This is a genomic window from Streptomyces sp. BV286, assembly GCF_019090165.1.
Lineage (GTDB): Bacteria > Actinomycetota > Actinomycetes > Streptomycetales > Streptomycetaceae > Streptomyces.
The window spans coordinates 19,361-41,912 of sequence record NZ_JAHRIB010000169.1 but is presented as its reverse complement, the minus strand read 5'-3'; the positions used below and the strand labels follow the sequence as shown (position 1 = coordinate 41,912).

The following is a 22,552-nucleotide window of genomic DNA, read 5'->3' as shown; positions in this document are numbered from 1 at the left end:
TCCAACGGACCCGCCGCACCCACCGGGCCCACCCACGGCGAAGCGCCCGCCGGGGTCAGCCCCGGCGGGCGCTCGTGGTGCCGGACGGTCCGGACACGGTTCCTCCGTCCGGAGCTCAGCTGCCCCGTGTCAGCTGCCTCCGCCGCATCCGCCCCCACCGCCCCCGCAGGACGACCCGCCGCCGCACGAGGAGGAGCTCCCCGACGAACAGCCGACGCCGCCGCCCCCGCCCGAGCCACCTGCCCACCAGCTGTGCGCGGGCCGCCGCGAGCGCCTCCTGCTGCCACTCCTGCCGGCGGACACGAGGCCCACGACGACCACCACAACGAACACCGCCAGGATGATGCCTACGATCATGGCGCCACCCTCCTTCCGTTCCCCCGAAGCGGCCCCCCGTGGGCTCTGCTTCTCGCCTGTTTTCTCCTGTGTTTCCTGCCGTACTCCCGTGTGTACTTCCTGCGTGACAGGGGGATGCCCCGGCGGCTCACCGGCCAAAGCAGAGTTGAGCAACTCCAGAGGTTGAGCGCAGGATGGCCGTCATGACCTCCAGCGCACGCCGCCCTCTCCTGAACCGCCACCTCGCCGAGTTCGGCACGACGATCTTCGCCGAGATGTCGGCACTCGCCCTGAGCACCGGCTCCATCAACCTCGGTCAGGGCTTCCCCGACACCGACGGCCCCGAGGAGATCCGGGAGGCCGCCGTACGGGCGCTGCGCGACGGCCGTGGCAACCAGTACCCGCCCGGCCCCGGCGTCCCCGAGCTGCGTACGGCGATCGCCGCGCACCAGGAGCGCCGGTACGGCCTGACGTACGACCCCGGCACGGAGGTCCTGGTCACGGCGGGCGCGACCGAGGCCATCGCGGCCACCCTGCTCGCCCTGGTCGAGCCCGGCGACGAGGTGATCGCCCTGGAGCCGTACTACGACTCGTACGCGGCCTGCATCGCGATGGCGGGCGGCACCCGCGTGCCGGTCACCCTGCGGCCGCACGAGGAGACCCGCGACGGGGCCGTGCGCCGGAGCTTCCGCCTGGACCTGGACGAGCTGCGCGACGCGGTCACGGACAACACCCGGCTGCTGCTGATCAACACCCCGCACAATCCGACCGGCACGGTCCTGACCCGCGAGGAGCTCGCGGCGATCGCCGAGCTGGCCGTCGAGCGGGACCTGCTGGTGGTCACCGACGAGGTCTACGAGCACCTGGTCTTCGACACGGCCGAGCACATCCCGCTCGCGACACTGCCCGGCATGCGCGGCCGTACGGTCACCATCGGGAGCGCGGGCAAGACCTTCTCGTTCACCGGCTGGAAGGTCGGCTGGGTGACGGCCGCGCCGGACCTGGTGACGGCGGTGCGCTCGGCGAAGCAGTACCTGACGTACGTGGCCTCCGGGCCCTTCCAGTACGCGGTCGCCGAGGCGCTGGCGCTGCCCGACACGTACTTCGAGGCGTTCCGCGCGGACATGCACGCCAAGCGGAACCTGCTGAGCACGGGCCTCGCCGAGGCGGGCTTCGCGGTGTTCGAGCCGGCCGGGACCTACTTCGTCACCACCGACGTCCGGCCGCTCGGCGAGAGCGACGGCTTCGCGTTCTGCCGGGCCCTGCCGGAGCGCGCCGGGGTCGTCGCGATCCCGAACGCGGTCTTCTACGACCACCGGGAGGCCGGCGCCCCCTTCGTCCGCTTCGCCTTCTGCAAGCAGACAGGCGTGCTGGAGGAGGCCGTATCCCGGCTCAAGACACTCGCCGGGTGAGGTGAGCCCCGGTGGGCCGGCCGGGGAAGCCTGTGGGGCGTGCCGCTGTCACGGCGACGCGCCGCGGCGGCGGAGAACCGGTGGAATCCGGACCCAGTCGGCCGCGCGTTACTCGCAAATGGCACACATTGCCCGCAATCTTCGGGTGTGACCCTCGCACGTACCCTCACAGCCCCCACCGTCACGCAGCCCGCCTCCGGGGGCCGCGCCCGTCCTCGCCCGCCGCTGGCCGCGACGATGGGCACGGCCCTCGGGCTCTTCATGGCCGCCCGGCTGCTGGGCGTCACGGCCGTGGCCATGACCGCCTGGGCGACCGGCGGGCATCCGGTCCTCCTGCTCGGGCGCTCCTGGGACTCCATCTGGTACCTGCGGATCGCCGGCGACGGTTACGGGCGCACCTTCCACTACCACCCCACCGTCGTCCACAGCGACCTGGCGTTCTTCCCGCTCTACCCGGGGCTGCTCCGGTCCGTCACCGAACTGACCCCGCTCAGCGGCCCCGGCGCGGGCCTGCTGGTCTCCTGGACGGCCGCGGGGGTCGCCGCCTGCGGGATCTACGCGATCGGGGCCCGGCTGCACGACCGGGCCGTCGCCACCGCCCTGGTGCTCCTGTGGGGCCTGATGCCGCACTCCGTCGTGCTGTCGATGGCGTACACGGAACCGGTGCTGACCGCCTTCGCCGCCTGGTCCCTGTACGCCGTGCTCACCGGCCGCTGGGTATGGGCGGGCGCCCTCGCGGCGGCCGCGGGACTGGCCCGGCCGAACGGGTTCGCGGTGGCGGCCGCGGTGCTCGTGGCAGCGGCGTACGAGCTGTTCCGGCGGCGCGGAAAAGTTACCCACAGGCTGTGGACGGGCGCGGCGCTCGCACCGCTCGGCTGGACGGCGTACGTGCTGTGGGTGGGGCGGCGCCAGGGCGACCTGCTCGGCGGGTACTTCGAGGTGCAGCGGCTGTGGGGCTCACGCTTCGACTTCGGCCTGGGCGCGCTGCGCTTCGTCAAGCACCTGCTCCTCGACGGCGACCGGCTCGTCTTCCCCATGTCGATGGTGGTCGTGGCAGCGGCGCTGCTGCTGTACGGGCTGCTGATCGCGGACCGCCCGCCGCTGCCGCTGCTGGTCTACGCGGGTGTGCTGCTGCTCGTCGCGGTCGGCGGCGCCGGGTTCTTCGAGTGCAAGCCGCGGTTCCTGCTGCCGGCGTTCCCGCTGCTGCTGCCCCTGGCGTGCGCGCTGGTACGGACGGCGAGAGCCCGGCCGTGGCACGCGACCCTGGTGGTCGGCGCCCTGGCCGGGCTCTCGTTCGCGTACGGGGCGTATCTGGTCGTACTCGCCCACAAGCCGCTGTGAGGACTACTCGTCCTCTTCGGGCTTCTCGGCCTCGTCGATCTCCTGCTCCAGGCCGAGCTGCTCGACGAGCCACTTGTCGAACTCGATGGCGGCCCGCACCCAGCTGACCGTCGACGACACGAAGTGCTCCAGGCTGACGCCCGTGCCGATCAGCATCTGCGCCTCGCCGATCAGGCGGACCGTGCCGTCGTCGTGCGTGTGGCTGTAGACCTTGGGCCACAGCGTGCGGCGGTTCCAGTCGTCGATCGACTCGAGAAGCTGGGGCTTCTCCTCGATCTGGTGCGGCCGGTCGTAGAACGTCCGCACCGAGAAGACCTGCTGGTCGTCCTCGCCGCGGAACATGAAGTACGTACGGAACTGCTCCCACGGCGCCGCGAGGTCGCCCTCGTCGTCGAGGACGTACTTCAGCTCCATCTGGTCCAGGAGCTGCTTCACAAGGTCCTGATCCGGGACGACGGGGCCCGCCGGTCCGCCGGGGTTCGGCTCTGGCTGGCCCCCGAAGTTCGGAATCGAGGACGGGTCGATGCTCACCGTGATTTTCCCTTCGTACGGATTACGCCATCCTCTCCCATCCGGGGCGGGGGCTCGCAACCCCCGCCGCGGTCGGTGACGCAATTCCGCTCAGAGCGTTTTGCCCAGCGCCGGACCTGTCGCCGGACCCTCCGGCCGCTCTGCCTCGGGGCCCGTCGCCGGCCCCACGATCAGTCCCTCGCCGAAGGCGTCCACTCGGACCGTGTCGCCGTCCTTGACCTCGCCCGCGAGGATCTCCTTGGCGAGGCGGTCGCCGATGGCGGTCTGGATGAGGCGGCGCAGGGGCCGGGCTCCGTACGCCGGGTCGTTGCCCTCGTCCGCGAGCCAGGCCAGCGCCTCGTCCGTGACCTCCAGGGTGAGCCGGCGCTCGGCGAGCCGCTTCGCGAGCCGGCCGATCTGGAGCTTGGCGATGCGCTCCAGCTCCTGCTTGTTCAGCGCCGAGAAGACCACCAGGTCGTCGAGCCGGTTGAGGAACTCCGGCTTGAACGAGGCCCTCACCACCTCCAGAACCTGTTCTTTCTTCTCGTGCTCGCTCGTCAGCGGCTCCACCAGGAACTGGCTGCCCAGGTTCGAGGTGAGGACCAGGATGGTGTTGCGGAAGTCGACCGTGCGGCCCTGACCGTCCGTCAGGCGGCCGTCGTCCAGGACCTGGAGGAGGACGTCGAAGACCTCCGGGTGCGCCTTCTCCACCTCGTCGAGAAGCACGACGCTGTACGGGCGGCGGCGGACCGCCTCCGTCAGCTGGCCGCCCTCCTCGTAGCCGATGTAGCCGGGAGGCGCGCCCACCAGCCGGGCCACGCTGTGCTTCTCGCCGTACTCCGACATGTCGATGCGGATCATGGCCCGCTCGTCGTCGAAGAGGAAGTCCGCGAGGGCCTTGGCCAGTTCGGTCTTGCCGACGCCGGTCGGGCCGAGGAAGAGGAACGAGCCGGTCGGTCGGTCGGGGTCGGCGATGCCCGCGCGGGTGCGGCGCACGGCGTCCGACACGGCCTGTACGGCTTCGTGCTGGCCGATCAGGCGGCGGCCCAACTCCTCCTCCATGCGCAGGAGTTTCTGTGTCTCGCCCTCCAGGAGGCGGCCGGCGGGGATGCCGGTCCAGGCGGCGACCACGTCGGCGATGTCGTCGGGCCCGACCTCCTCCTTGACCATCGTGCCCTTGGCGGCCTCCACCTCGGCCTCGGAGGCTGCCTCCAAGTCCCTTTCCAGGGTGGGGATCTCGCCGTAGAGGAGCTTGGAGGCGGTGTCGAAGTCGCCGTCGCGCTGGGCCCGTTCGGCCTGTCCGCGCAGTTCGTCGACCTTCTCCTTCAGTTCACCGACGCGGTTGAGGGACTGCTTCTCCTTCTCCCAGCGGGCGGTGAGGCCGCGCAGTTCCTCCTCCTTGTCGGCGAGGTCGCGGCGCAGCTTCTCCAGCCGCTGCTTGGAGGCGGGGTCGGTCTCCTTGTCGAGGGCCAGCTCCTCCATGCGCAGCCGGTCGACGACCCGCTGGAGCTCGTCGATCTCGACGGGGGACGAGTCGATCTCCATCCGCAGCCGGGACGCGGACTCGTCGACGAGGTCGATGGCCTTGTCGGGCAGGAAGCGGGAGGTGATGTAGCGGTCGGAGAGGGTCGCGGCGGCGACGAGGGCGCTGTCCGCGATGACGACCTTGTGGTGCGCCTCGTAGCGTCCCTTGAGTCCGCGCAGGATGGCGATGGTGTCCTCGACGGTCGGCTCGGCGACGAGCACCTGCTGGAAGCGGCGCTCCAGCGCGGGGTCCTTCTCGATGCGCTCGCGGTACTCGTCGAGGGTGGTGGCGCCGACCATGCGCAGTTCGCCGCGGGCGAGCATGGGCTTCAGCATGTTGCCGGCGTCCATGGAGGAGTCGCCGCCGGCGCCCGCGCCCACGACGGTGTGCAGCTCGTCGATGAAGGTGATGATCTGCCCGTCGGAGTCCTTGATCTCCGCGAGGACGGTCTTGAGGCGTTCCTCGAACTCGCCGCGGTACTTGGCGCCCGCGACCATCGCGCCGAGGTCGAGGGAGACGAGCCGCTTGTTCTTGAGGGACTCGGGCACGTCGCCCTTGACGATGCGCTGGGCGAGCCCTTCCACCACGGCGGTCTTGCCGACGCCCGGCTCCCCGATGAGGACGGGGTTGTTCTTGGTGCGCCGGGACAGGACCTGGACGACGCGGCGGATCTCCTGGTCGCGGCCGATGACGGGGTCGAGCTTGCCCTCCCGTGCCGCGGCGGTGAAGTCGGTACCGAACTTTTCGAGAGCCTTGTACTGGCCCTCGGGATCCGGGGTGGTCACCCGGCGCCCTCCCCTGCTCTTCTGGAACGCGTCCAGCAGCTTCTTCGCACTGGCCCCCTGCTGGGAGAGTACGTCTCCGGCGGCGCCCCCCTTGGCTGCGATGCCGATGAGCATGTGCTCGGTGGACAGGTACTCGTCCCCGAGCTCCTTGGCCCGCTCGGCCGCGTCGGCGATGACCGCGAGCAGCTCGCGGTTGGGCTGCGGCGGGGCGACGGTGGATCCGGCCACGCTGGGCAGCGCGCCGAGGACGCGCTCGGCGCCGGTCCGTACGGCGGCCTGGTCGGCGTCGACCGCGGCCAGCAGGTCGGTGATGTTCTCGTTCTCCTGCCCGGCCAGCAGCGCGAGCAGCAGGTGCGCGGGGGTCAGGTCCGGGTGGCCCTCGGACACGGCCGTGTTGCTGGCCGCGTTGATCGCGTCCCGGCTCCTGTTGGTCAGCTCGGCGTCCACGTTCGCGTTCTCCTCCTCGTGCGTGCTCGTACTCGTGCTGGTGTTCCGGCGCGCTTCGGGCTCCGGTGTTGGCTGACCCAACCAACGTACACAAAGTTGAGTCTATTCCACTCAAGGGGCTCGGCGGGAGACGTACGGCCGAGTACCGGAGGGGCGGGGACGCCGGCCACCGAGGCGGGGGCTAGGTTCCCGACCATGCCCTCGTACCCCGTAAACCCGCGCGATCCCGGCGACCCGTATCTCGGCTTCTGGCGGGAACGTCATCTGTGCACCCTGACCACCCTCCGCCCCGACGGCACCCCGCATGTCGTGCCGGTCGGGGTTACATACGATCCGGAGGCCGGTCTGGCTCGGGTGATCACCAACAAGTCCAGCACGAAGGTACGGAACGTGCTGGCCGCCGGGCCCGACGGGATGCGGGTCGCCGTCTGCCAGGTGGACGGGCGGCGGTGGGCGACCCTGGAGGGGCGGGCCACGGTGTCCACGGATCCCGTGCGGGTCGAGGAGGCGGTGCGCCGCTACGCCGAGCGGTACAGCAGGATGCCCTCGCCGAACCCGTCCCGGGTGGTCATCGAGATCGAACTGACGTCGGCGATGGGGCACGGCTGACACCGGCGGCGGGCGGGGCCGCGCGAGATCCCCGCGGGGGCCCGGCACGAGACTGATTTCAGCCCTTGTGAGAACCGGCGGATAGCCTGAAATATCCCCGAAAACTGCAGCGGCGTCACCGTGTTCAGGTCACGGTGACGCCGCTGCGGGGGGAAGCGCCTGAGCGATTTACAACGACGGGGGAATCGCGTCAGGCACTGCGGGGGGTGGCTGCGATGGTTCGTACGTCCGGGGCTTCCGGCTCGTCCAGCCGATGGTCGCGCTGGTCGAGGTTCACAAAGATCATTCCGTACCTGATGGCGCACCGGACCGGCTGCGGCGCCCCCCGAGGCCGCCGCAGACACCGATACGCACGTACGTCGTCGTCATCGTCCCGGGTCACCACGACCGGCTCCCCGAAGACGGTCACCATCAACGAGTCACCGCTGTGGGGGATGGCGGTGGCCAGGTCGATGAAGTGCCAGCCCGAGCGGTAGGCCGTGGCCATCTCTCGGCGGAAGGAGCGGTCGTCGGGAGGAGTCGTCATGTCAGGCCCAAACGCTGTCGTCCGGACCGGCCGGCGCCACCGGCCAGTAGCTGTCGCCCGGAGCCGCAACGGTCGCCACCCTCGGCCAGAAGCTGTCGGCAGGAGCCGCGACCGACGCGGTGGTCACCTTCGGCCAAAAGCTGTCACCCGGAGCCTCGGCAGCCACCGGCACGGCCGGCCAGTAGCTGTCCGCCTGTGCGTCACCCTTCACGTCGGAGACACCGCTCAGCGCTCCGAATGCCACAACGGCGGAGAAGGCGGCGACAAGCACCGAGCGAAGCATTTTGTTACGCATAATCGGCTTCGTCCTCACTTGAAGGTCCCCTCTTCCCCCGTCGACTACGACGATGGCTCATTCGGGCACGTCATGGCCACATAATCGATGCATCATGTTCCTGCACGTTCAGGACCCTGGGGGGTGGAGATTTGGCAACGAATCAGACTAAAGCGGCACATCCCCATTCGGTGACCGAACTGTGTGCCGAGGGTGGACGCCTCTACGCGAACGCTCTGCGCACGGGACGTATCGCCCGAGAGGACGTGAAGCCCGCACCCTGTCTGATGGAGTTCGCCCTCCTTCACCCCGATCCGGACGACCCCGACTGGCTGCGCCCCGTACCACCTTCGGTGGCCCTCGCGCAGCGTCTCAACCCCCTCGAACGTGAGATCGCCGAGCGCAGGCGGCTCACGATCGAGATGGCGGACACCTTCGAGCCCTTCATGACCCTGAGTGCCCAGAGCACGACGAGCACCCACTCCATCACGGTGCTGGAGGGCAGCGACCGGATAAACGCCGCGCTCGACCTGGCCACGGCCCAGTGCCGGACCCAGATGCTCACGGTCCAGCCGAGCGGGCGGCGCCCCGAGCAGCGGATCATCCAGGGGCTGGAGCGCGACCGGCCACTGCTCGAACGTGGTGTGAGCATCCGGACGCTGTATCAACACACGGCCCGCTACAGCCCGGAGAAGCTGGCGTACGTGGACCAGGTGGCCGGCAAGGTCGAGATACGCACCATCGACGAGCTGGTGGAACGTCTCATCATCTGCGACGAGACCGTCGCCTTCATCCCCACCCGCGACGACCAGAAGGTCGCCCTGGAGCTGCGCCACCCGGGCCTCGTCCGCTACCTGGCCAAGGTCTTCGAGTTCATGTGGGGCCGCGCGGTTCCGCTGAGCACCAGCGCCCCCTACGAGACCGCTTCGGGCGGCATCACCGACATCCAGCACTCCATCGCCAAGCTCCTCGTGGAAGGCCACGTCGACGAGGCCATAGCGCGCCGGCTCGGCATGAACGTACGGACGTGCCGCGCCCACATAGCGAAGCTGGCCACCGCCCTGGGCAGCGGCAGCCGGGCACAGCTCGGCTTTCTGATCGCCGAGTCGGGGATCCTGAAACAGGACGAGACCCCGGAGTGAAGGTTCCACACGCGGCGCACGACGTGGAGGACCTGTGCGCGGCCGGAGTCGCGCTGTACGAGCGGGCCCTGCGCGAGGGGCGCGTCCCCACGGACGACGCCGGGGAGGCTCCCTGCCTCGTCGACTCCGGGCTGCTGAACCCGGCCGTCGAGGACCTGAGCGTGCTGGAACCGGTCGCCCCGGTGGTGGCCCTCCACCGGCTGCTGCAGCTCTCCGGGAAGCGCATCGCCGACGAACGGCGACGCGAGGTCCGGCTGACCACGGTGTTCGAACCCCTGATGCGGGTCGCCGGCCGGCGGACTGCGGCGACGGACATGCCTGCGATCACCGTCCTCAGCGGTACCGGACGGATCAACCAGGCCATCACCGAGGCCATGAGCGACGCGACGCGCGAGATCCTCTCCATCCAGACCAGCGCCGGACGCGGGGGCGGTCGCCAGGAGGCGTCGGATGTCGTCGCTCTCCCCCGCGACCAGGCCTTCCTGGACCGCGGCGGCCGCATCCGCGCCCTCTACCAGCACACACTGCGCCACTCGCCCAGCGTCCTGTCACGCTACGAACAACTGCGGGGCGACGTCGAGGCCCGCTCCCTCGACGAGCTCACCGACCGTCTCATCGCCATCGACGGCGAGGTCGCCTTCCTCCCCGCCAACAAGGACGGCACCCTCGCCCTGGAGGCCCGCCACCCGGCGCTGGTCGGCTACTTCGTCACGACCTTCGACCGATTCTGGCGGCTCGCCACGCCCATGTACCCGCAAGCCGTCCGACGCCCGTCCCTGAACGGCGTCACTCCCCGCCAGAAAGCCATCGCGAGCCTCCTCGTCGAAGGCCACACCGACGCGGTCATCGCCGAGCGCCTCGGTCTGAACGTCCGCACCGCCCGCGTCCACATAGCCAAGCTCGCCGCGACCCTCGGCAGCGAGAGCCGGGCCCAGCTCGGCTATCTCATCGGTCGGTCGGGGATTCTGGAGCAGGAACGCTGAGCGGCTGGAGCTGCGGGGAGCGCGGCGGGCCGTCCAGGCCGGCCTGGGCGATCCGTACCCCCAGCTGCGTACGGCTGGCGGCGCCCAGCGTCTCCGACAGGCGGGCTATGTGGGCGCGACAGGTACGCACGCTGATGCCGAGCCGCTCGGCGACCACCGCGTCCTGGTGACCCTCGGCGAGCAGTGCCGCGATGGAGCGTTCGCGGTGGGTGATGCCCTCGATGCCGGTGTCCGGGAGCGGGGCGGTGAGCGGGATCGCCAGGCGCCAGAGCCGTTCGAACACGGTGACCAGGTAGTCCACGAGTGCCGGGTGCCGCAGCTCCAGCGCGATCGTGCGGTCGGGGCTCGCGGGGATGAACGCGACCGTGCGGTCGAAGACGATGAGCCGCTCGGTGACCTCGTCGAGGGTCCGGGCCTCCGCCGAGTCGCCCATCAGTTCCATGTAGTTCAGCAGGCCCTGCCCGTGCCGGGCCACGTGCGTGTACAGGTCGCGCATGCGCACCCCGCGGCGGCGCAGCGCGAGCGCCCTGGGCAGACCCTCGGAGAGTTCGTCCTCGCGGCGGATGCCGCCGGGCTGGACGGCCAGCACCTCGGACGTGCACGCCTCGGTCGCCTCGTCCATGGCGGCCCGGATGCGGGGCAGCCCGTCGAGCACCCGGATCGCCACACCCTCGGAGGGTGAGCGCGCGTCGCCGCCGAGGGCCGCGTACCACTCGAAGGCGGACACCGCCTTGCCCATGCGGGACTGGGTCGCGACGACGTGGTCGTGCATCTCCCGCAGCAGGCGTGTCATGACCTCCTGGGGCGAGGTCGGCACCAGCCAGCCCATGTCGTCGGGGTCGGGGTGCAGCAGCGCCAACTCGACCAGGCAGGGCACCGACTCGGCGTCCTCGCGGGACACCCGGCCGCGTCGTACCGCCCGGGAGTAGACCCGGTCCCCGGCATCGCACAGGCGGTCAGCACCGTGTGGATGCGCTTCCGTCCTGTGCCCGGCCATCTCCCCAACCCCCGGTTCCAGCCTCTTCGGAGCGCAACTATGCGCGGCCGACCCCGCGTCCGCAACACGGCTCCCCCGCAACCACGCCCCTTATCGCACCACTTGATCCGTGTTTGCGCATACCTCCGTATGACTCGTTGCAGCAAGCTGACGGTGGTGGCGGCGCGCGTCCGTGGCGGAGGGCCCACAGCCCGTGTGAGCTGCCCGAAGGCGTGGGGCGGGCGTCGTGCCGCGTGCCGCGTCCGGCGTCGGTCCGTGACGGGCGAACGTGACGGATACATGTCGACCGACGCGTGGCACGGGATGTCCGAGCGGCCTGGTGGGGCCCGGGTTGCCGATGAGCCGGCGCCGGCGGCTCCCCGACGGACGGAACCGGCCGAACTTCGGCCCGGCGCACGGCGGTCGCATGCGCGAACGGCGATGGCAAATCCGTGGTGGACGGCGGGTTGCCGCCCGGCCGGAGAGAGCGGGGCGGTCGGCAACGCCCAGCGACCGGCGCCACCGGCCTGAACTGCCCGGACCTCACTGTGGTGCGGAGGCGGAGCTCGCAGGTGGGGCCGACGGGTGGCGGCCACGGTCGGGCCGCGCACGGACAGGGGGAACAGGGGGTCGCATACGCGAAGAGACGGCCCTCGGGCTTCTGGACGGATCCCGCACCATGGCCCGACCGCGGAATGCGGCTACTTGATACCGAGCGACTCGCACGCCGCCTTGTACTTGGCCGTGCAGATCTCCTGGGCGGAGTAGATGCCGTCGCGGATGACCGTCGACTCGATGGTGCTCTGGGTGAGGGACGAGACCTGGACGAGGTGGGCCGGGATGTTCTTGTCGGTGGGGCTGGAGACCTTGTCGGGGGTGAGCGAGTCGAACTCGATGCCGTAGCCCCGGACGCGGGCCACGGCCATCTCGGCGGCGGTCTCGGCCTCGTCGGGGTACGGCTTGTAGACGCTCATGAACTGGTCGCCGGCGACGATGCGCTGCACCGCGTCCAGCTCCGCGTCCTGGCCGGTGACCGGCGGCAGGTTGGTGACGCCCGCGGCCTTCAGCGCGGAGATGATGCCGCCCGCCATGCCGTCGTTGGCGGAGTACACCCCGGCGATGTTGTCGGCGCCGATGGAGGAGATGGCCGCCATCATGTTGGCCCGGGCGTTCGCCGGCTTCCAGTCCTTGGTGTCGTACGACTTGGCGATGGTCACCTTGCCGGTGAGCTCGCCGAGGGCGCCCGTCTTGAACTGGGCGGCGTTCGGGTCCGTCACCGCGCCGTTCATCATGACGATCTTCTGGGACTTGCCGCCGTCCAGCTGGTCGGCGAGGGCCCGGCCCTGCACCTGTCCGACCGCCTCGTTGTCGAACGAGATGTACGCGTCGATCGGCCCCTCGGCCAGCCTGTCGTACGCGATGACCGGAATGCCCGCGGCCTTGGCCTTCTCCACTCCGGTGGCGATGGCGTGCGAGTCCACGGCGTCCACCAGCAGCACGTCGACCTTGTCGTCGATCATCTGCGCGAGCTGTCGGTTCTGCTCGGCGGCGTCCTGCTCGGCGTTGGCGTAGACGACCTCGCCCTTGCCGTTCGTGAGGGAGGCGACCTTCTTCTTGATGATGGGGTAGTCGAACTTCTCGTAGCGGGAGTTCGCCTTCTCCGGCAGCAGCAGACCCACCGTGATGTCGTCGCCCTTGGTCGGGCTGGCTTCAGCGCCGTCGTCACCGGTGCCGCACGCGGCCAGAGTCAGGGTCATGGAGGAAGCGGTGATGGCTAGAACGGTACGACGTATGGCGCGGTTCACTTCGGGTGCCTTCCGGACGAGGGCGACATTGCGAGCCCAGTGACAAAAAGCCAACGCGGGGGCTCCCGGGACGTCAAGGAGTAGCTGCTAACGAGATCGCAACGGAAACGTGTGGAGAGACGGGGGTGAAGTCGGGCGGATCCCCCGGAGAGCGGTGGGACACAGGGGACGGAACACCACGTCCGGGTCAGTGCGGGCACCTGATCGGCCGCGTACGGATTGCGGCGGCGGGGCTCCCGGAAGTTGCTGGAACCAGACAACCCGTCCCGCCTCTTGCCACCACTGACTCCGGAGTTCCGCATGCGCACTTTCTCCCGATGCCTCATAACCGCCCTCGCGGCAGGCTGCCTGGCCGTGACGGCCGGCACGACCGCCGCAACCGCCACGGCCGTCACCGGGCCCGTCGTGCCCCTGCCGTGGCCCCAGGCGGCACCCGGGCCCCAGGGCGTGCCCGGAGCGCAGGCCGCGCCCGATCCGGTCCCGGGCGCCTGTGACGTCGACTGGCCCAAGCTCGCCGGGCTCACCGGCCCCGGCACTCTCCACGACGCGGTCGTCGCCTGTACCCATGGCTACACGGGGCGCGACCTCGAAAGCTGGCTCCAGGCCCCGCCGAAGCCGCCCAAGGACCCGAAGGACCCCAAGGATCCGAAGCAACCGGTGGACCTGACGGGCCCGGTGGAGCAGTCGGGACAGACGGGACAGACCGGTCAGGCCGGGCAGAAGGAGCAGGACTGGACCGGGGCCGATGCCGGGGCCGATGCCGGGGACTGGGACGACGACCTGGGCTGCGACCTGGCGGAGATCTTCGACGAGCCCACGGGATGCCGCGCCGCTCCGTGAGAACCCGCCCGCCGCCTCGCCTTCCCTCCGCTCCTCCGCCCCTCCGTGCCTTCAGCCCTCGTCGTCCGGCGGGTGTTCGCGCAGGCGCTCGGGGAAGGGGAGGAGGCGGGCCGGCGGGCGGTCCTGAGCCACCGGGCCGACCGGGCGCTCCTCGCGCTCCTGGCCGGACGCGCGGGCGTGTTCCTCCCAGCCCGCGCGGAACCAGCTCAGCTGGTGCCGCTGCAACTCCTCCTCGGTGAGCACGCGGACGGACTCCGGGCCTGCGACACGGACCTTCGCGGCGAGCGTGTCGAAGAGCTCGCCCACGAGTTCGGCGACGCGTTCCGCCTCGGTGCCACGGCCGCCTCCTGGATCACCCATGCCGTGCCCCGGTCCCTTCGCCGTCAAGCGCCCTCCGGCAGGAACTGCCGTGCCACCTTGGCGAACAGGTCCCGCAGTTCGGCCGGGACGCCCATCCTGCGAGCGGCCTCCTCGGGGCTGATCCGCAGGTGCTCGTCGCCTTCCGCGGGACGGCCGCCGTCGGTGAGCGGCAGGTCGTCCTCGGTGAGCCGGCCGGAGCGGATGAGCATCTCCCGCAGGGGCACGCCGAGCACGGCCGCGATCCTGCGCATCGTCTCCAGGTCGGGCATGGACTGCCGTTGCAGCAGCCGGCTCACGGCGGCGCGGTGCACCCCGGCGTCGTCCGCGAGCTTCGAACGGCCGCCGCCGCGCGGGCTGTCGATGTCATAGCCGCGGACCCGCAGCAGGCTTTCGATCCAGCCCGCGAACTCCTCGAGACCCTCGGCCCGGTACGCCTGGTCCGTACGGGCTCCGGCCCGTGCGCTGGAACCCATGTGACCGCTCCCCTGTCGTCGCGGGGAGAGCGTACCGACCGGGCTCGCACTCATGTGTGTGCGCGCTCGCACGTAACCGTGGAGATTCGGCAACGGCCGCTCCACCAAGGGTTCTTCGGCCACATTCCGTAGCGCCTGCGTCACATCGGCCTCTCCGGATCCATAGTTACTTGCGCACGCGCTCGCACCATGCAACCCTGTTCGCTCCCTCGCAACGTTCGAACACATGTTCCCACACATGAGAAGGGGTTGCAGCTGTATGACCACCACCGACACCGAGGAGGTCGTCCTGGAGCTGGAACGCCTGCGCCGCTCGGTCGACGTCGGCTTCGCCACCACCCGGGGCGACCTCGCCCTGCTCCTCCAGCGCGCGGACCAGACCGACAAGGCCCTCGACGAGCACGAGGCCCGCATCGAGGCCCTGGAACGGACCCGCTGGCCCCTGCCGTCCCTCGCGGCGGCCACCTCGTGCCTGGCCCTCGCGCTCACGCTCTGGCAGAGCCTGGGCCGCTAGCCACCTCCCACGACCCAGCGCGCCTCGGATCCCAAGTCCCAGACCCCAAGTCCCAGGCCCCAGGCCCCAGGCCTCAGGCCTCAGGCCTCAGGCCTCAGCAGGCCCCAGTAGGCCTCAGTCCGTTCCGGCGCCGCCCCCGGCCCGGCGGGCGTAGGCGCGGGCCGCGCGGGCGCGGTCGCCGCAGCGGGTCGAGCACCAGTGGCGGCGGCCGTGCCGCAGCAGGTAGCGGTTGCAGGGGGGCGAGCCGCAGGCGGTGAGGCGTTCGGCGTCGGGGCCGGTGAGCAGGTCGGCGGCGTTCGCGGCGAGGGTCGCGAGGGCGTGGTCGACGATCTCGGTGGTCGGGTGGGGGGCCGCGCGACAGGGGCCGTTCTTCTCGTCCCACTGCAGCAGGGCGGCCGTCGGAACCCTGGTCAGCGCGTCGTTGACGGCGGACAGGGCGGCGGGCAGCGCCGGCAGTCCCGCGACCCGGGAGGCGAGCAGCGACCTGATCTGTTCGCGCAGCGACCGCAGCTGCGCCGCGCACATCTCCCGCATCCCGGCATCCACCGGGGCGAGGCCGTGTTCGAACAGCCATCGGTTGGCCGTGGCCGGAGTGCCGAGGAAGTCGAGGAACTGGCCGCCGGGCAGGGCGACGGCACTGTTGGCGAAGTCGAGTGCGGGGTACAGCTCCGCGCCCGGCGCGGGTGGCGGGGTGGGTTCCGCGGTCACGTTCTCGTTCACGTTTCTCATGGTACGACTTGCGCCCATCCGTGAGAAACGCCTACCTTCATCTCACGGATGAACCACCACCCATCCGTGAGAACGGTCCTGAGAAGCCATGACGTCCGTGAGGTGCTCCCTGCCATGACCGCTGCCCGCACACCCGCCGAACAGGTCTCCGTCCGCGTCCTCGGCGGACCGACCGCCCTCATCGAGTACGGCGCGCTGACGTTCCTCACCGATCCCACCTTCGACGCGCCCGGCGAGTACCCGGTGCCCGGCGGCTCCCTGACCAAGACCGCCCCGTCCGCCGCCCGGCCCGCAGATCTCGGCCCCGTCGACGCGGTCCTGCTCTCCCACGACGAGCACCCCGACAACCTCGACCACTCGGGCCGGGCCCTCCTCGCCGAAGTGCCCGTCACCTTCACCACCCCCGGTGGTGCCGGCCGGCTCGGCGGCACCGCTCAGGGGCTCGCGCCCTGGGAGTCCGCCGAGCTGAAGCGCCCCGACGGCGCCACCGTGACCGTGACGGGAGTTCCCGCGCTGCACGGCCCCGAGGGGGTGGACGGGGTCGAGGCGGTCACCGGCGAGGTCGTCGGCTTCGTGCTGACCTCCACCGACCTGCCCACGGTCTACGTCAGCGGCGACAACGCCTCGCTGACCCTGGTCGAGCGGATCGCCGAGCGGTTCGGCCCGGTGGACACCGCTGTCCTCTTCGCCGGAGCACCCCGGGTCCCCGGCGTCTTCGACGGCGCGCTGCTCGTCCTCGACAGTGCGCAGGCCGCCGAGGCCGCCCGGATCCTCGGCGCCCGCCGGGTGGTCCCCGTCCACTGCGACAGCTGGTCCCACTTCACCGAGGACCGTGACGCCGTGGTGGCGGCCTTCACCGCCGCCGGCCTGGCGGAACACCTGCAACTGGACTGAACGAATCCGTACAACCAACCCGAACCTCCGCGGGTCTTGGTCGTCGGCGGCTGCCCTGCCGCCGACGACGACACCGAGGAACGCATGAACCCAGCGAGAAGCAGGACGGCCGCTGTCGCCGCCGTCGTGCTCGCCACCACAGGCGGCCTGCTCAGCGCCGCCTCCTCGTCCGCGTCCGCCGCGACGAGTTGCAACTCACCCGTCTACACAAGGCAGTTCTTCGCGAACACCTCCTTCTCCGGCAAGCCGAAGAAGACCGACTGCGACTCGAAGATCGACCAGAACTGGGGCACCCGCGCCCCCGCCTCCGGCCTGCCGTCCAACAGCTTCGGCGTCCGCTGGACCGTCACCCGCGACTTCGGTTCGGGCGGCCCCTTCGCCCTGCCCGTCGAGTCGCGTGACGGCATCCGCGTGTACCTGGACGGCGTCCGCAAGGTCGACCTCTGGAAGAACGTCTCCACCACCCAGAAGAAGACCGTCAACATCACCGTCCCGTCCGGGACGCACACGCTGCGCGTCGACTTCGTCAACTGGACCGGGTCCGCGAACGTCAAGTTCGCCTACACGCCCCGCACTTCGGCCACCGTCGACAAGGTCAAGCCGCTCGTGCCGACCGGGGCGAAGGCGACGTACGACACGGCGAACGGCAAGGCCAAACTCTCCTGGACGAAGAACAAGGAGATGGACCTCGCCGGGTACCGCGTCTACCGGCGGGCCGAGGGCGCCTCGTTCGGCACCAAGCCGCTCGCGACGACCACCTCCACGTCGTACACGGACGCCACGCTCCCGGCGACCGGCGAGACCTACCACTACGAGGCCCGCGCCTACGACAAGGCGGGCAACGAGTCGGCCGGCACCGCCGACCAGAGCGTGACCACCGCCGACCGGACGGCACCAGCCGCGCCCACCATGATGAGCGCCGTCACGGAGACGGACGGCCTGCGGATCTGGTGGCACCCCGAGGGCGGCGTGCAGCCGACGTACCGGATCTACCGGGCGGCGAGCGAGGGCGGCCCGTTCACCAGGATCGGCAGCCCGGATCCGGGGAGGCTCCACTACCTCGACGCCTCGGCCGTCGTGGACGTCAAGCACTTCTACCGGGTGACGGCGGTCGACGCGGCGGGCAACGAGTCCGCCCCGTCCGTCGTCTTCAGCGGCACCCGGCGGGACTACACCCCGCCGCCCAACGTCACCGGGCTGGCGGCCACCCCGACCGAGTACGGCTTCGCGCTGAACTGGGACAGGAACCCGGCCGCCGACCTCGCGAAGTACGGCGTCTTCAAGGGCGAGCCGATGCAGGGCAACGAGTCGTTCTGCATCGCCCGCCTCGTGGAGTACGTGCCGGCCGGCACCACCTCGTACGAGCACAGCACCCTCCCCGACGGTGAGCGCGTCTGCTTCGTCGTCCGGGCGTACGACACCCACGGGAACTGGGCCACCAGCGGGGACAAGTCGGTGATCGCGACCGAGCTCGGCACCGCGCCGGGTACACCGGCCGAGTGAGCCGAGGGAACTGAGAGACACCGGCGACGCGAAAGGGGCCCGGAGGTTCAGCTGAACCTCCGGGCCCCTTTCATCTGTCCCTGTCCCTTGTCGGACCGGCCGCCCTCGCGGGCGGTCAGTCCGACTGCTGGCGCTTGGGGCGCCACACCACCAGCGCGCTCGTCTGCTGGACCTCCTGGTACGGGACCAGGTCGCGGCGGTACGAGGCGTGCACGGCGGCCTCGCGCTGCTGCATGGCCGACGCCGCGCCGTCCAGGGCCGCCTCCATCTCCGCGACGCGGGACTGGAGCGCGGCGACCTGGTTCTCCAGCTCGATGATGCGCTTGATGCCCGCGAGGTTGATGCCCTCGTCCTGCGACAACTGCTGGACGGTGCGCAGCAGTTCGATGTCGCGGGCCGAGTAGCGACGACCGCGCCCCGCCGTGCGGTCCGGGGAGACCAGGCCGAGGCGGTCGTACTGACGCAACGTCTGCGGGTGCAGACCCGAGAGCTGGGCGGCCACCGAGATGACGTACACCGGTGTCTCTTCCGTCAGCTCATAGGCCCTGCCGGTGAATGAGTTCTGCCGACGACGTCCGGTCGCGTCCATGGTGTCCTCATGCTCCCTTCGCGGCCTGGAACAGCTCCGCCCGCGGATCCTCGTCCGCGGTGGCCTCGCGATACGCCTCGAGCGCGTCACGAGCCTTCCCCGTCACGTCCGTGGGGACACTCACCTCGACGGTGACCAGCAGGTCCCCGCGGGTGCCGTCCTTACGGACCGCGCCCTTGCCACGGGCACGCATCGTACGGCCGTTGGGCGTGCCCGGGGGCAGCTTCAGGGTGACCGGAGGCCCCCCGAGCGTGGGCACACGGACCTCGCCGCCGAGCGCCGCCTCCGTGAAGGTGACGGGCACGGTGACGGTGAGGTTGTCGCCCTTGCGGCCGAAGACCGGGTGGGCGCCCACGTGCACGGTGACGTACAGGTCGCCCGAGGGGCCGCCCCGCTCGCCGGGTGCGCCCTTGCCCCGCAGGCGGATCCGCTGCCCGTCCGACACTCCGGACGGGATACGGACCTGCATGGTCCGGGACGACTTGGCGCGCCCCGAGCCGCTGCAGACCAGGCACGCGTGCTCCGCGATCAGACCGCGGCCCTTGCAGTCGGGGCACGGGTCGGTCAGCGAGAAGCCGCCGCCCGAGCCCCGGGCGACCTGGCCGGTGCCGACGCAGGTCGGGCACACCCTCGGTGTGCCGTTCTTGTCGCCGGTGCCCGAGCAGGCCTTGCAGGGGGACTGCGAGGTCATGCGCAGGGGGACGGTCGCGCCGTCCACCGCCTCGGTGAAGCTGAGGGTGACCTCGGTGTCGATGTCCTGGCCGCGCCGCGGCTGCGTGCGGGTGCCGGTGGTCGTGCCGCCGCGGTTGAAGAGGCCGCCGAAGACGTCACCGATGCCGCCGCCGAAGCCGCCGGCCCCGCCGGCGCCGCCCGCTCCGCCCTGGGGGCCGCCTCCGAAGAGGTCCCCCAGGTCGAAGTTGAAGTTGCCGCCGGCGCCGGGACCGGGCCTGAACCCGCCGTTGCCGAAGAGGGTGCGGGCTTCGTCGTACTCCTTGCGCTTCTTGGGGTCCCCGAGGATGTCGTTCGCCTCGGAGATCTCCTTGAAGCGGTCCTCCGCCTTCGCGTTCCCCTTGTTGGCGTCCGGGTGGAACTCGCGGGCGAGCTTCCGGTACGCCTTCTTGATCTCGGCCTCGGTGGCGTCCTTGGGGACGCCGAGGACCTTGTAGTAGTCCTTCTCGATGAAGTCCTTGGTGCTCATCCTCGACGCCCCTCCTTCCGTACGTCACTGTCACGTACGCGCTCGACGCTGCCCGTGTGTACGGGCGCGCGTACGCCCTGTTTCACGTCAGCCCTCGTCCGGGCCACCGCTCTCCTTGTCGTCGGCCGCCGTGCTCGTGGCGTCCGTCTCGTCCTTGCCCGCCTGAGCGCCCGGCTGCGGCTCGGCCACCGCCACCCGCGCGGGGCGGATGGTGCGCTCGCCGAAGCGATACCCCGGCTGCAGAATCGCCACGCACGTGGTCTCCGTGACGTCGGGCGCGTACGAGTGCATCAGGGCCTCGTGGATCATCGGGTCGAAGGGCTCGCCCTCCTTGCCGAACTGCTGCAGGCCCATCTTCGCCGCGACGGTCTCCAGCGACTCGGCGACCGACTTGAAGCCGCCGACCAGTTCGCCGTGTTCCCGCGCGCGGCCGATGTCGTCGAGCACGGGCAGGAGCTCGGTCAGGAGGTTCGCGATGGCGACCTCCTTGACCGCGATCCGGTCGCGCTCGACCCGGCGGCGGTAGTTCTGGTACTCGGCCTGGAGCCGCTGGACGTCCGCCGTGCGCTCGTTGAGCGCCGTGCGCACCTGGTCCAGCTGAGCGGTGAGGCCCGCGATCTGCGCTGCTGCTGCCGCGTCCCCTGCCCGGGCCGCCCCGTCCTCCGCGGAGGAGGGGGCAGCCTTGGGCTCGGCGTCTTCAGGGGTGGCGCCGGAGGGGACGTCGGGCTGCTGCGACTGCTGCTCGTCGAAGCCCGGGGTCTCCTCCGTCACGCGGCACCGTCCTTGCGGTCACGGTCCTCGTCCACGATCTCGGCGTCGACCACGTCGTCGTCGGCGGCCTTGGCACCCGCGTCGGCACCGGCGTCACCCGGGGCCTCGGCGCCTGCCGCACCCTGAGCGGCCTGGGCGTCGGCGTACATCGCCTGGCCCAGCTTCTGGGAGACGGCGGCGACCTTCTCGGTGGCCGTACGGATCTCGGCGGTGTCCTCGCCCTTGAGCGCGGCCTTGAGCTCCTCGACGCTCGACTCGACCTCGGTCTTGACGTCGCCCGGGACCTTGTCCTCGTTGTCCTTGAGGAACTTCTCGGTCTGGTAGACGAGCTGCTCGCCCTGGTTGCGGGCCTCGGCGGCCTCGCGGCGACGGTGGTCCTCGTCCGCGTACTGCTCGGCCTCCTGGCGCATGCGGTCGACCTCGTCCTTCGGCAGCGAGGAGCCGCCGGTGACGGTCATCTTCTGCTCCTTGCCCGTGCCCAGGTCCTTCGCGGTCACGTGCATGATGCCGTTGGCGTCGATGTCGAAGGCGACCTCGATCTGCGGGACCCCGCGCGGGGCCGGCGGCAGACCGGTCAGCTCGAACATCCCGAGCTTCTTGTTGTACGCCGCGATCTCGCGCTCGCCCTGGTAGACCTGGATCTGCACGGACGGCTGGTTGTCCTCGGCCGTCGTGAAGATCTCGGACCGCTTGGTCGGGATCGTGGTGTTGCGCTCGATGAGCTTGGTCATGATCCCTCCCTTGGTCTCGATACCGAGGGACAGCGGGGTCACGTCGAGGAGCAGGACGTCCTTGACCTCACCCTTGAGGACACCGGCCTGGAGGGCGGCGCCGATGGCGACGACCTCGTCCGGGTTCACACCCTTGTTGGCGTCCTGGCCGCCGGTCAGCTCCTTGACGAGCTCGGCCACGGCGGGCATACGGGTGGAGCCACCGACGAGAACGACGTGGTCGATCTCGCTCAGCTGGATGCCGGCGTCCTTGATGACGTTGTGGAACGGCGTCTTGCAGCGCTCCAGCAGGTCGGCCGTCAGCTGCTGGAACTGAGCCCGGGTGAGCTTCTCGTCCAGGTGCAGCGGGCCCTCGGCGGACGCCGTGATGTAGGGGAGGTTGATCGTGGTCTCGGTGGACGAGGACAGCTCGATCTTGGCCTTCTCGGCGGCCTCGCGAAGGCGCTGGAGCGCCATCTTGTCCTTGCCGAGGTCCACGCCGTGGCCGCTGTTGAACTGCTTGACCAGGTAGTCCATGACCCGCTGGTCCCAGTCGTCACCACCGAGGTGGTTGTCGCCGTTCGTGGCCTTCACCTCGACGACGCCGTCGCCGATCTCCAGGAGCGACACGTCGAACGTGCCGCCACCGAGGTCGAAGACGAGGATCGTCTGGTCGTCCTTGTCGAGGCCGTACGCGAGGGCGGCCGCGGTGGGCTCGTTCACGATGCGCAGGACGTTCAGGCCCGCGATCTCGCCGGCCTCCTTCGTCGCCTGGCGCTCGGAGTCGTTGAAGTACGCCGGGACGGTGATGACCGCGTCGGCCACCTTCTCGCCCAGGTACGCCTCGGCGTCGCGCTTCAGCTTCTGCAGGATGAAGGCGCTCATCTGCTGCGGGTTGAAGTGCTTCCCGTCGAGCTCGATCTTCCAGTCCGTGCCCATGTGACGCTTCACGGAACGAATCGTCCGGTCCACGTTCGTGACCGCCTGGCGCTTCGCGACCTCGCCGACGAGCACCTCGCCGTTCTTGGCGAAGGCGACGACGGACGGCGTGGTCCTGGCGCCCTCGGCGTTGGTGATGACGGTGGGCTCACCGCCCTCCAGAACGCTGACGACGGAGTTAGTCGTGCCCAGGTCGATGCCGACCGCACGTGCCATTTCAATTCCTCCAGCAATGACTTGAGTGGAACGGACTCAAGTGTGCATGACGCTCGCCGCGTGGTCAACAGAGGTGAGTCGTGGAGGCTCAACTCTTATCTGTTCCTTACGCGCATCTTGGGGTGTGACCTGCGGGTCGTCGTGT

At 70.5% G+C, this 22,552-nt stretch carries 22 protein-coding genes; 9 read left to right on the top strand and 13 right to left on the bottom strand.

Annotation, left to right across the window (positions count from 1 at the left end; all coding sequences use genetic code 11):
- The first annotated feature begins 530 nt into the window (after nucleotides 1–530).
- A complete protein-coding gene (locus KUF83_RS30850; protein ID WP_217458285.1) occupies nucleotides 531–1,748 on the top strand; it encodes a pyridoxal phosphate-dependent aminotransferase in 1,218 nt (405 codons plus the stop codon).
- 147 nt (nucleotides 1,749–1,895) lie between these two features.
- Nucleotides 1,896–3,089, top strand: coding sequence for a hypothetical protein (locus KUF83_RS30845; RefSeq protein ID WP_374106206.1), 1,194 nt, complete (start codon nucleotides 1,896–1,898; stop codon nucleotides 3,087–3,089).
- A gap of 3 nt (nucleotides 3,090–3,092) precedes the next feature.
- On the opposite strand, the gene KUF83_RS30840 is transcribed toward KUF83_RS30845, so the two are convergent.
- Both KUF83_RS30840 and clpB read right to left on the bottom strand, forming a co-directional pair.
- The gene (locus KUF83_RS30840) at nucleotides 3,093–3,620 is read right to left on the bottom strand and encodes a YbjN domain-containing protein (protein WP_217458284.1); all 528 of its coding nucleotides are present in this window, start codon (nucleotides 3,618–3,620) and stop codon (nucleotides 3,093–3,095) included.
- 90 nt (nucleotides 3,621–3,710) lie between these two features.
- Nucleotides 3,711–6,356, bottom strand: a complete 2,646-nt coding sequence (clpB, locus tag KUF83_RS30835) for an ATP-dependent chaperone ClpB (RefSeq protein ID WP_217458283.1) — start codon at nucleotides 6,354–6,356, stop codon at nucleotides 3,711–3,713.
- Between the two features lie 195 nt (nucleotides 6,357–6,551).
- Here clpB and KUF83_RS30830 point away from each other — a divergent pair, with 195 nt between their 5' ends.
- Nucleotides 6,552–6,965, top strand: coding sequence for a pyridoxamine 5'-phosphate oxidase family protein (locus KUF83_RS30830; RefSeq protein ID WP_217458282.1), 414 nt, complete (start codon nucleotides 6,552–6,554; stop codon nucleotides 6,963–6,965).
- 190 nt (nucleotides 6,966–7,155) lie between these two features.
- Here the strand turns inward: KUF83_RS30830 and KUF83_RS30825 are convergent, their stop codons facing one another.
- Entirely contained in the window at nucleotides 7,156–7,491 is a 336-nt protein-coding gene (locus tag KUF83_RS30825; protein ID WP_217458281.1) for a hypothetical protein, read from the bottom strand.
- A gap of 1 nt (nucleotide 7,492) precedes the next feature.
- A complete protein-coding gene (locus tag KUF83_RS30820; protein ID WP_308403210.1) occupies nucleotides 7,493–7,804 on the bottom strand; it encodes a hypothetical protein in 312 nt (103 codons plus the stop codon).
- Nucleotides 7,805–7,917: 113 nt separating this feature from the next.
- On the opposite strand from KUF83_RS30820, the gene KUF83_RS30815 reads away from it, so the two are divergent.
- On the top strand, nucleotides 7,918–8,907 hold the full coding sequence (locus KUF83_RS30815; RefSeq protein ID WP_217458280.1) for a helix-turn-helix transcriptional regulator: 990 nt from the start codon (nucleotides 7,918–7,920) through the stop codon (nucleotides 8,905–8,907).
- Nucleotides 8,904–9,890 (top strand): LuxR C-terminal-related transcriptional regulator, encoded by a 987-nt coding sequence (locus KUF83_RS30810; protein WP_217458279.1) that lies wholly within the window; start codon nucleotides 8,904–8,906, stop codon nucleotides 9,888–9,890. Before KUF83_RS30815 ends, KUF83_RS30810 begins: the two co-directional genes overlap by 4 nt.
- Here the strand turns inward: KUF83_RS30810 and KUF83_RS30805 are convergent.
- Nucleotides 9,853–10,887 carry a LuxR C-terminal-related transcriptional regulator gene (locus KUF83_RS30805; RefSeq protein ID WP_217458278.1) on the bottom strand — a complete coding sequence of 345 codons (1,035 nt, stop codon included), beginning with the start codon at nucleotides 10,885–10,887 and terminating at the stop codon, nucleotides 9,853–9,855. The two genes, KUF83_RS30810 and KUF83_RS30805, sit on opposite strands and share 38 nt — an antisense overlap.
- A 680-nt stretch (nucleotides 10,888–11,567) precedes the next feature.
- On the bottom strand, nucleotides 11,568–12,623 hold the full coding sequence (locus tag KUF83_RS30800; protein WP_217458277.1) for a sugar ABC transporter substrate-binding protein: 1,056 nt from the start codon (nucleotides 12,621–12,623) through the stop codon (nucleotides 11,568–11,570).
- A gap of 348 nt (nucleotides 12,624–12,971) precedes the next feature.
- Here KUF83_RS30800 and KUF83_RS30795 point away from each other — a divergent pair, with 348 nt between their 5' ends.
- Complete coding sequence (locus KUF83_RS30795) at nucleotides 12,972–13,511, top strand: hypothetical protein (protein ID WP_217458276.1); 540 nt, start codon at nucleotides 12,972–12,974, stop codon at nucleotides 13,509–13,511.
- A gap of 51 nt (nucleotides 13,512–13,562) precedes the next feature.
- Here KUF83_RS30795 and KUF83_RS30790 read toward each other — a convergent pair whose 3' ends face one another.
- Entirely contained in the window at nucleotides 13,563–13,871 is a 309-nt protein-coding gene (locus KUF83_RS30790) for a hypothetical protein (protein ID WP_217458275.1), read from the bottom strand.
- A gap of 23 nt (nucleotides 13,872–13,894) precedes the next feature.
- Nucleotides 13,895–14,344 (bottom strand): helix-turn-helix transcriptional regulator, encoded by a 450-nt coding sequence (locus tag KUF83_RS30785; protein ID WP_217458274.1) that lies wholly within the window; start codon nucleotides 14,342–14,344, stop codon nucleotides 13,895–13,897.
- Nucleotides 14,345–14,603: 259 nt separating this feature from the next.
- On the opposite strand from KUF83_RS30785, the gene KUF83_RS30780 reads away from it, so the two are divergent.
- A complete protein-coding gene (locus KUF83_RS30780) occupies nucleotides 14,604–14,858 on the top strand; it encodes a hypothetical protein (protein WP_217458273.1) in 255 nt (84 codons plus the stop codon).
- 114 nt (nucleotides 14,859–14,972) lie between these two features.
- Here the strand turns inward: KUF83_RS30780 and KUF83_RS30775 are convergent, their stop codons facing one another.
- Complete coding sequence (locus KUF83_RS30775; protein WP_217458272.1) at nucleotides 14,973–15,587, bottom strand: ABATE domain-containing protein; 615 nt, start codon at nucleotides 15,585–15,587, stop codon at nucleotides 14,973–14,975.
- 114 nt (nucleotides 15,588–15,701) lie between these two features.
- Here KUF83_RS30775 and KUF83_RS30770 point away from each other — a divergent pair, with 114 nt between their 5' ends.
- Both KUF83_RS30770 and KUF83_RS30765 read left to right on the top strand, forming a co-directional pair.
- A complete protein-coding gene (locus tag KUF83_RS30770; protein ID WP_217458271.1) occupies nucleotides 15,702–16,481 on the top strand; it encodes an MBL fold metallo-hydrolase in 780 nt (259 codons plus the stop codon).
- Nucleotides 16,482–16,565: 84 nt separating this feature from the next.
- A complete protein-coding gene (locus tag KUF83_RS30765) occupies nucleotides 16,566–17,984 on the top strand; it encodes a PA14 domain-containing protein (protein ID WP_217458270.1) in 1,419 nt (472 codons plus the stop codon).
- 115 nt (nucleotides 17,985–18,099) lie between these two features.
- Here the strand turns inward: KUF83_RS30765 and KUF83_RS30760 are convergent, their stop codons facing one another.
- From KUF83_RS30760 to dnaK, 4 genes are all read right to left on the bottom strand, one after another.
- A complete protein-coding gene (locus tag KUF83_RS30760) occupies nucleotides 18,100–18,573 on the bottom strand; it encodes a heat shock protein transcriptional repressor HspR (protein ID WP_254644625.1) in 474 nt (157 codons plus the stop codon).
- A gap of 7 nt (nucleotides 18,574–18,580) precedes the next feature.
- Complete coding sequence (gene dnaJ / locus KUF83_RS30755) at nucleotides 18,581–19,771, bottom strand: molecular chaperone DnaJ (protein WP_217458269.1); 1,191 nt, start codon at nucleotides 19,769–19,771, stop codon at nucleotides 18,581–18,583.
- A gap of 87 nt (nucleotides 19,772–19,858) precedes the next feature.
- Nucleotides 19,859–20,542 (bottom strand): nucleotide exchange factor GrpE, encoded by a 684-nt coding sequence (gene grpE, locus KUF83_RS30750; RefSeq protein ID WP_217458268.1) that lies wholly within the window; start codon nucleotides 20,540–20,542, stop codon nucleotides 19,859–19,861.
- The gene (gene dnaK / locus KUF83_RS30745; protein ID WP_217458267.1) at nucleotides 20,539–22,407 is read right to left on the bottom strand and encodes a molecular chaperone DnaK; all 1,869 of its coding nucleotides are present in this window, start codon (nucleotides 22,405–22,407) and stop codon (nucleotides 20,539–20,541) included. The genes grpE and dnaK overlap by 4 nt, the downstream gene beginning before the upstream one ends.
- Nucleotides 22,408–22,552 lie beyond the last annotated feature (145 nt).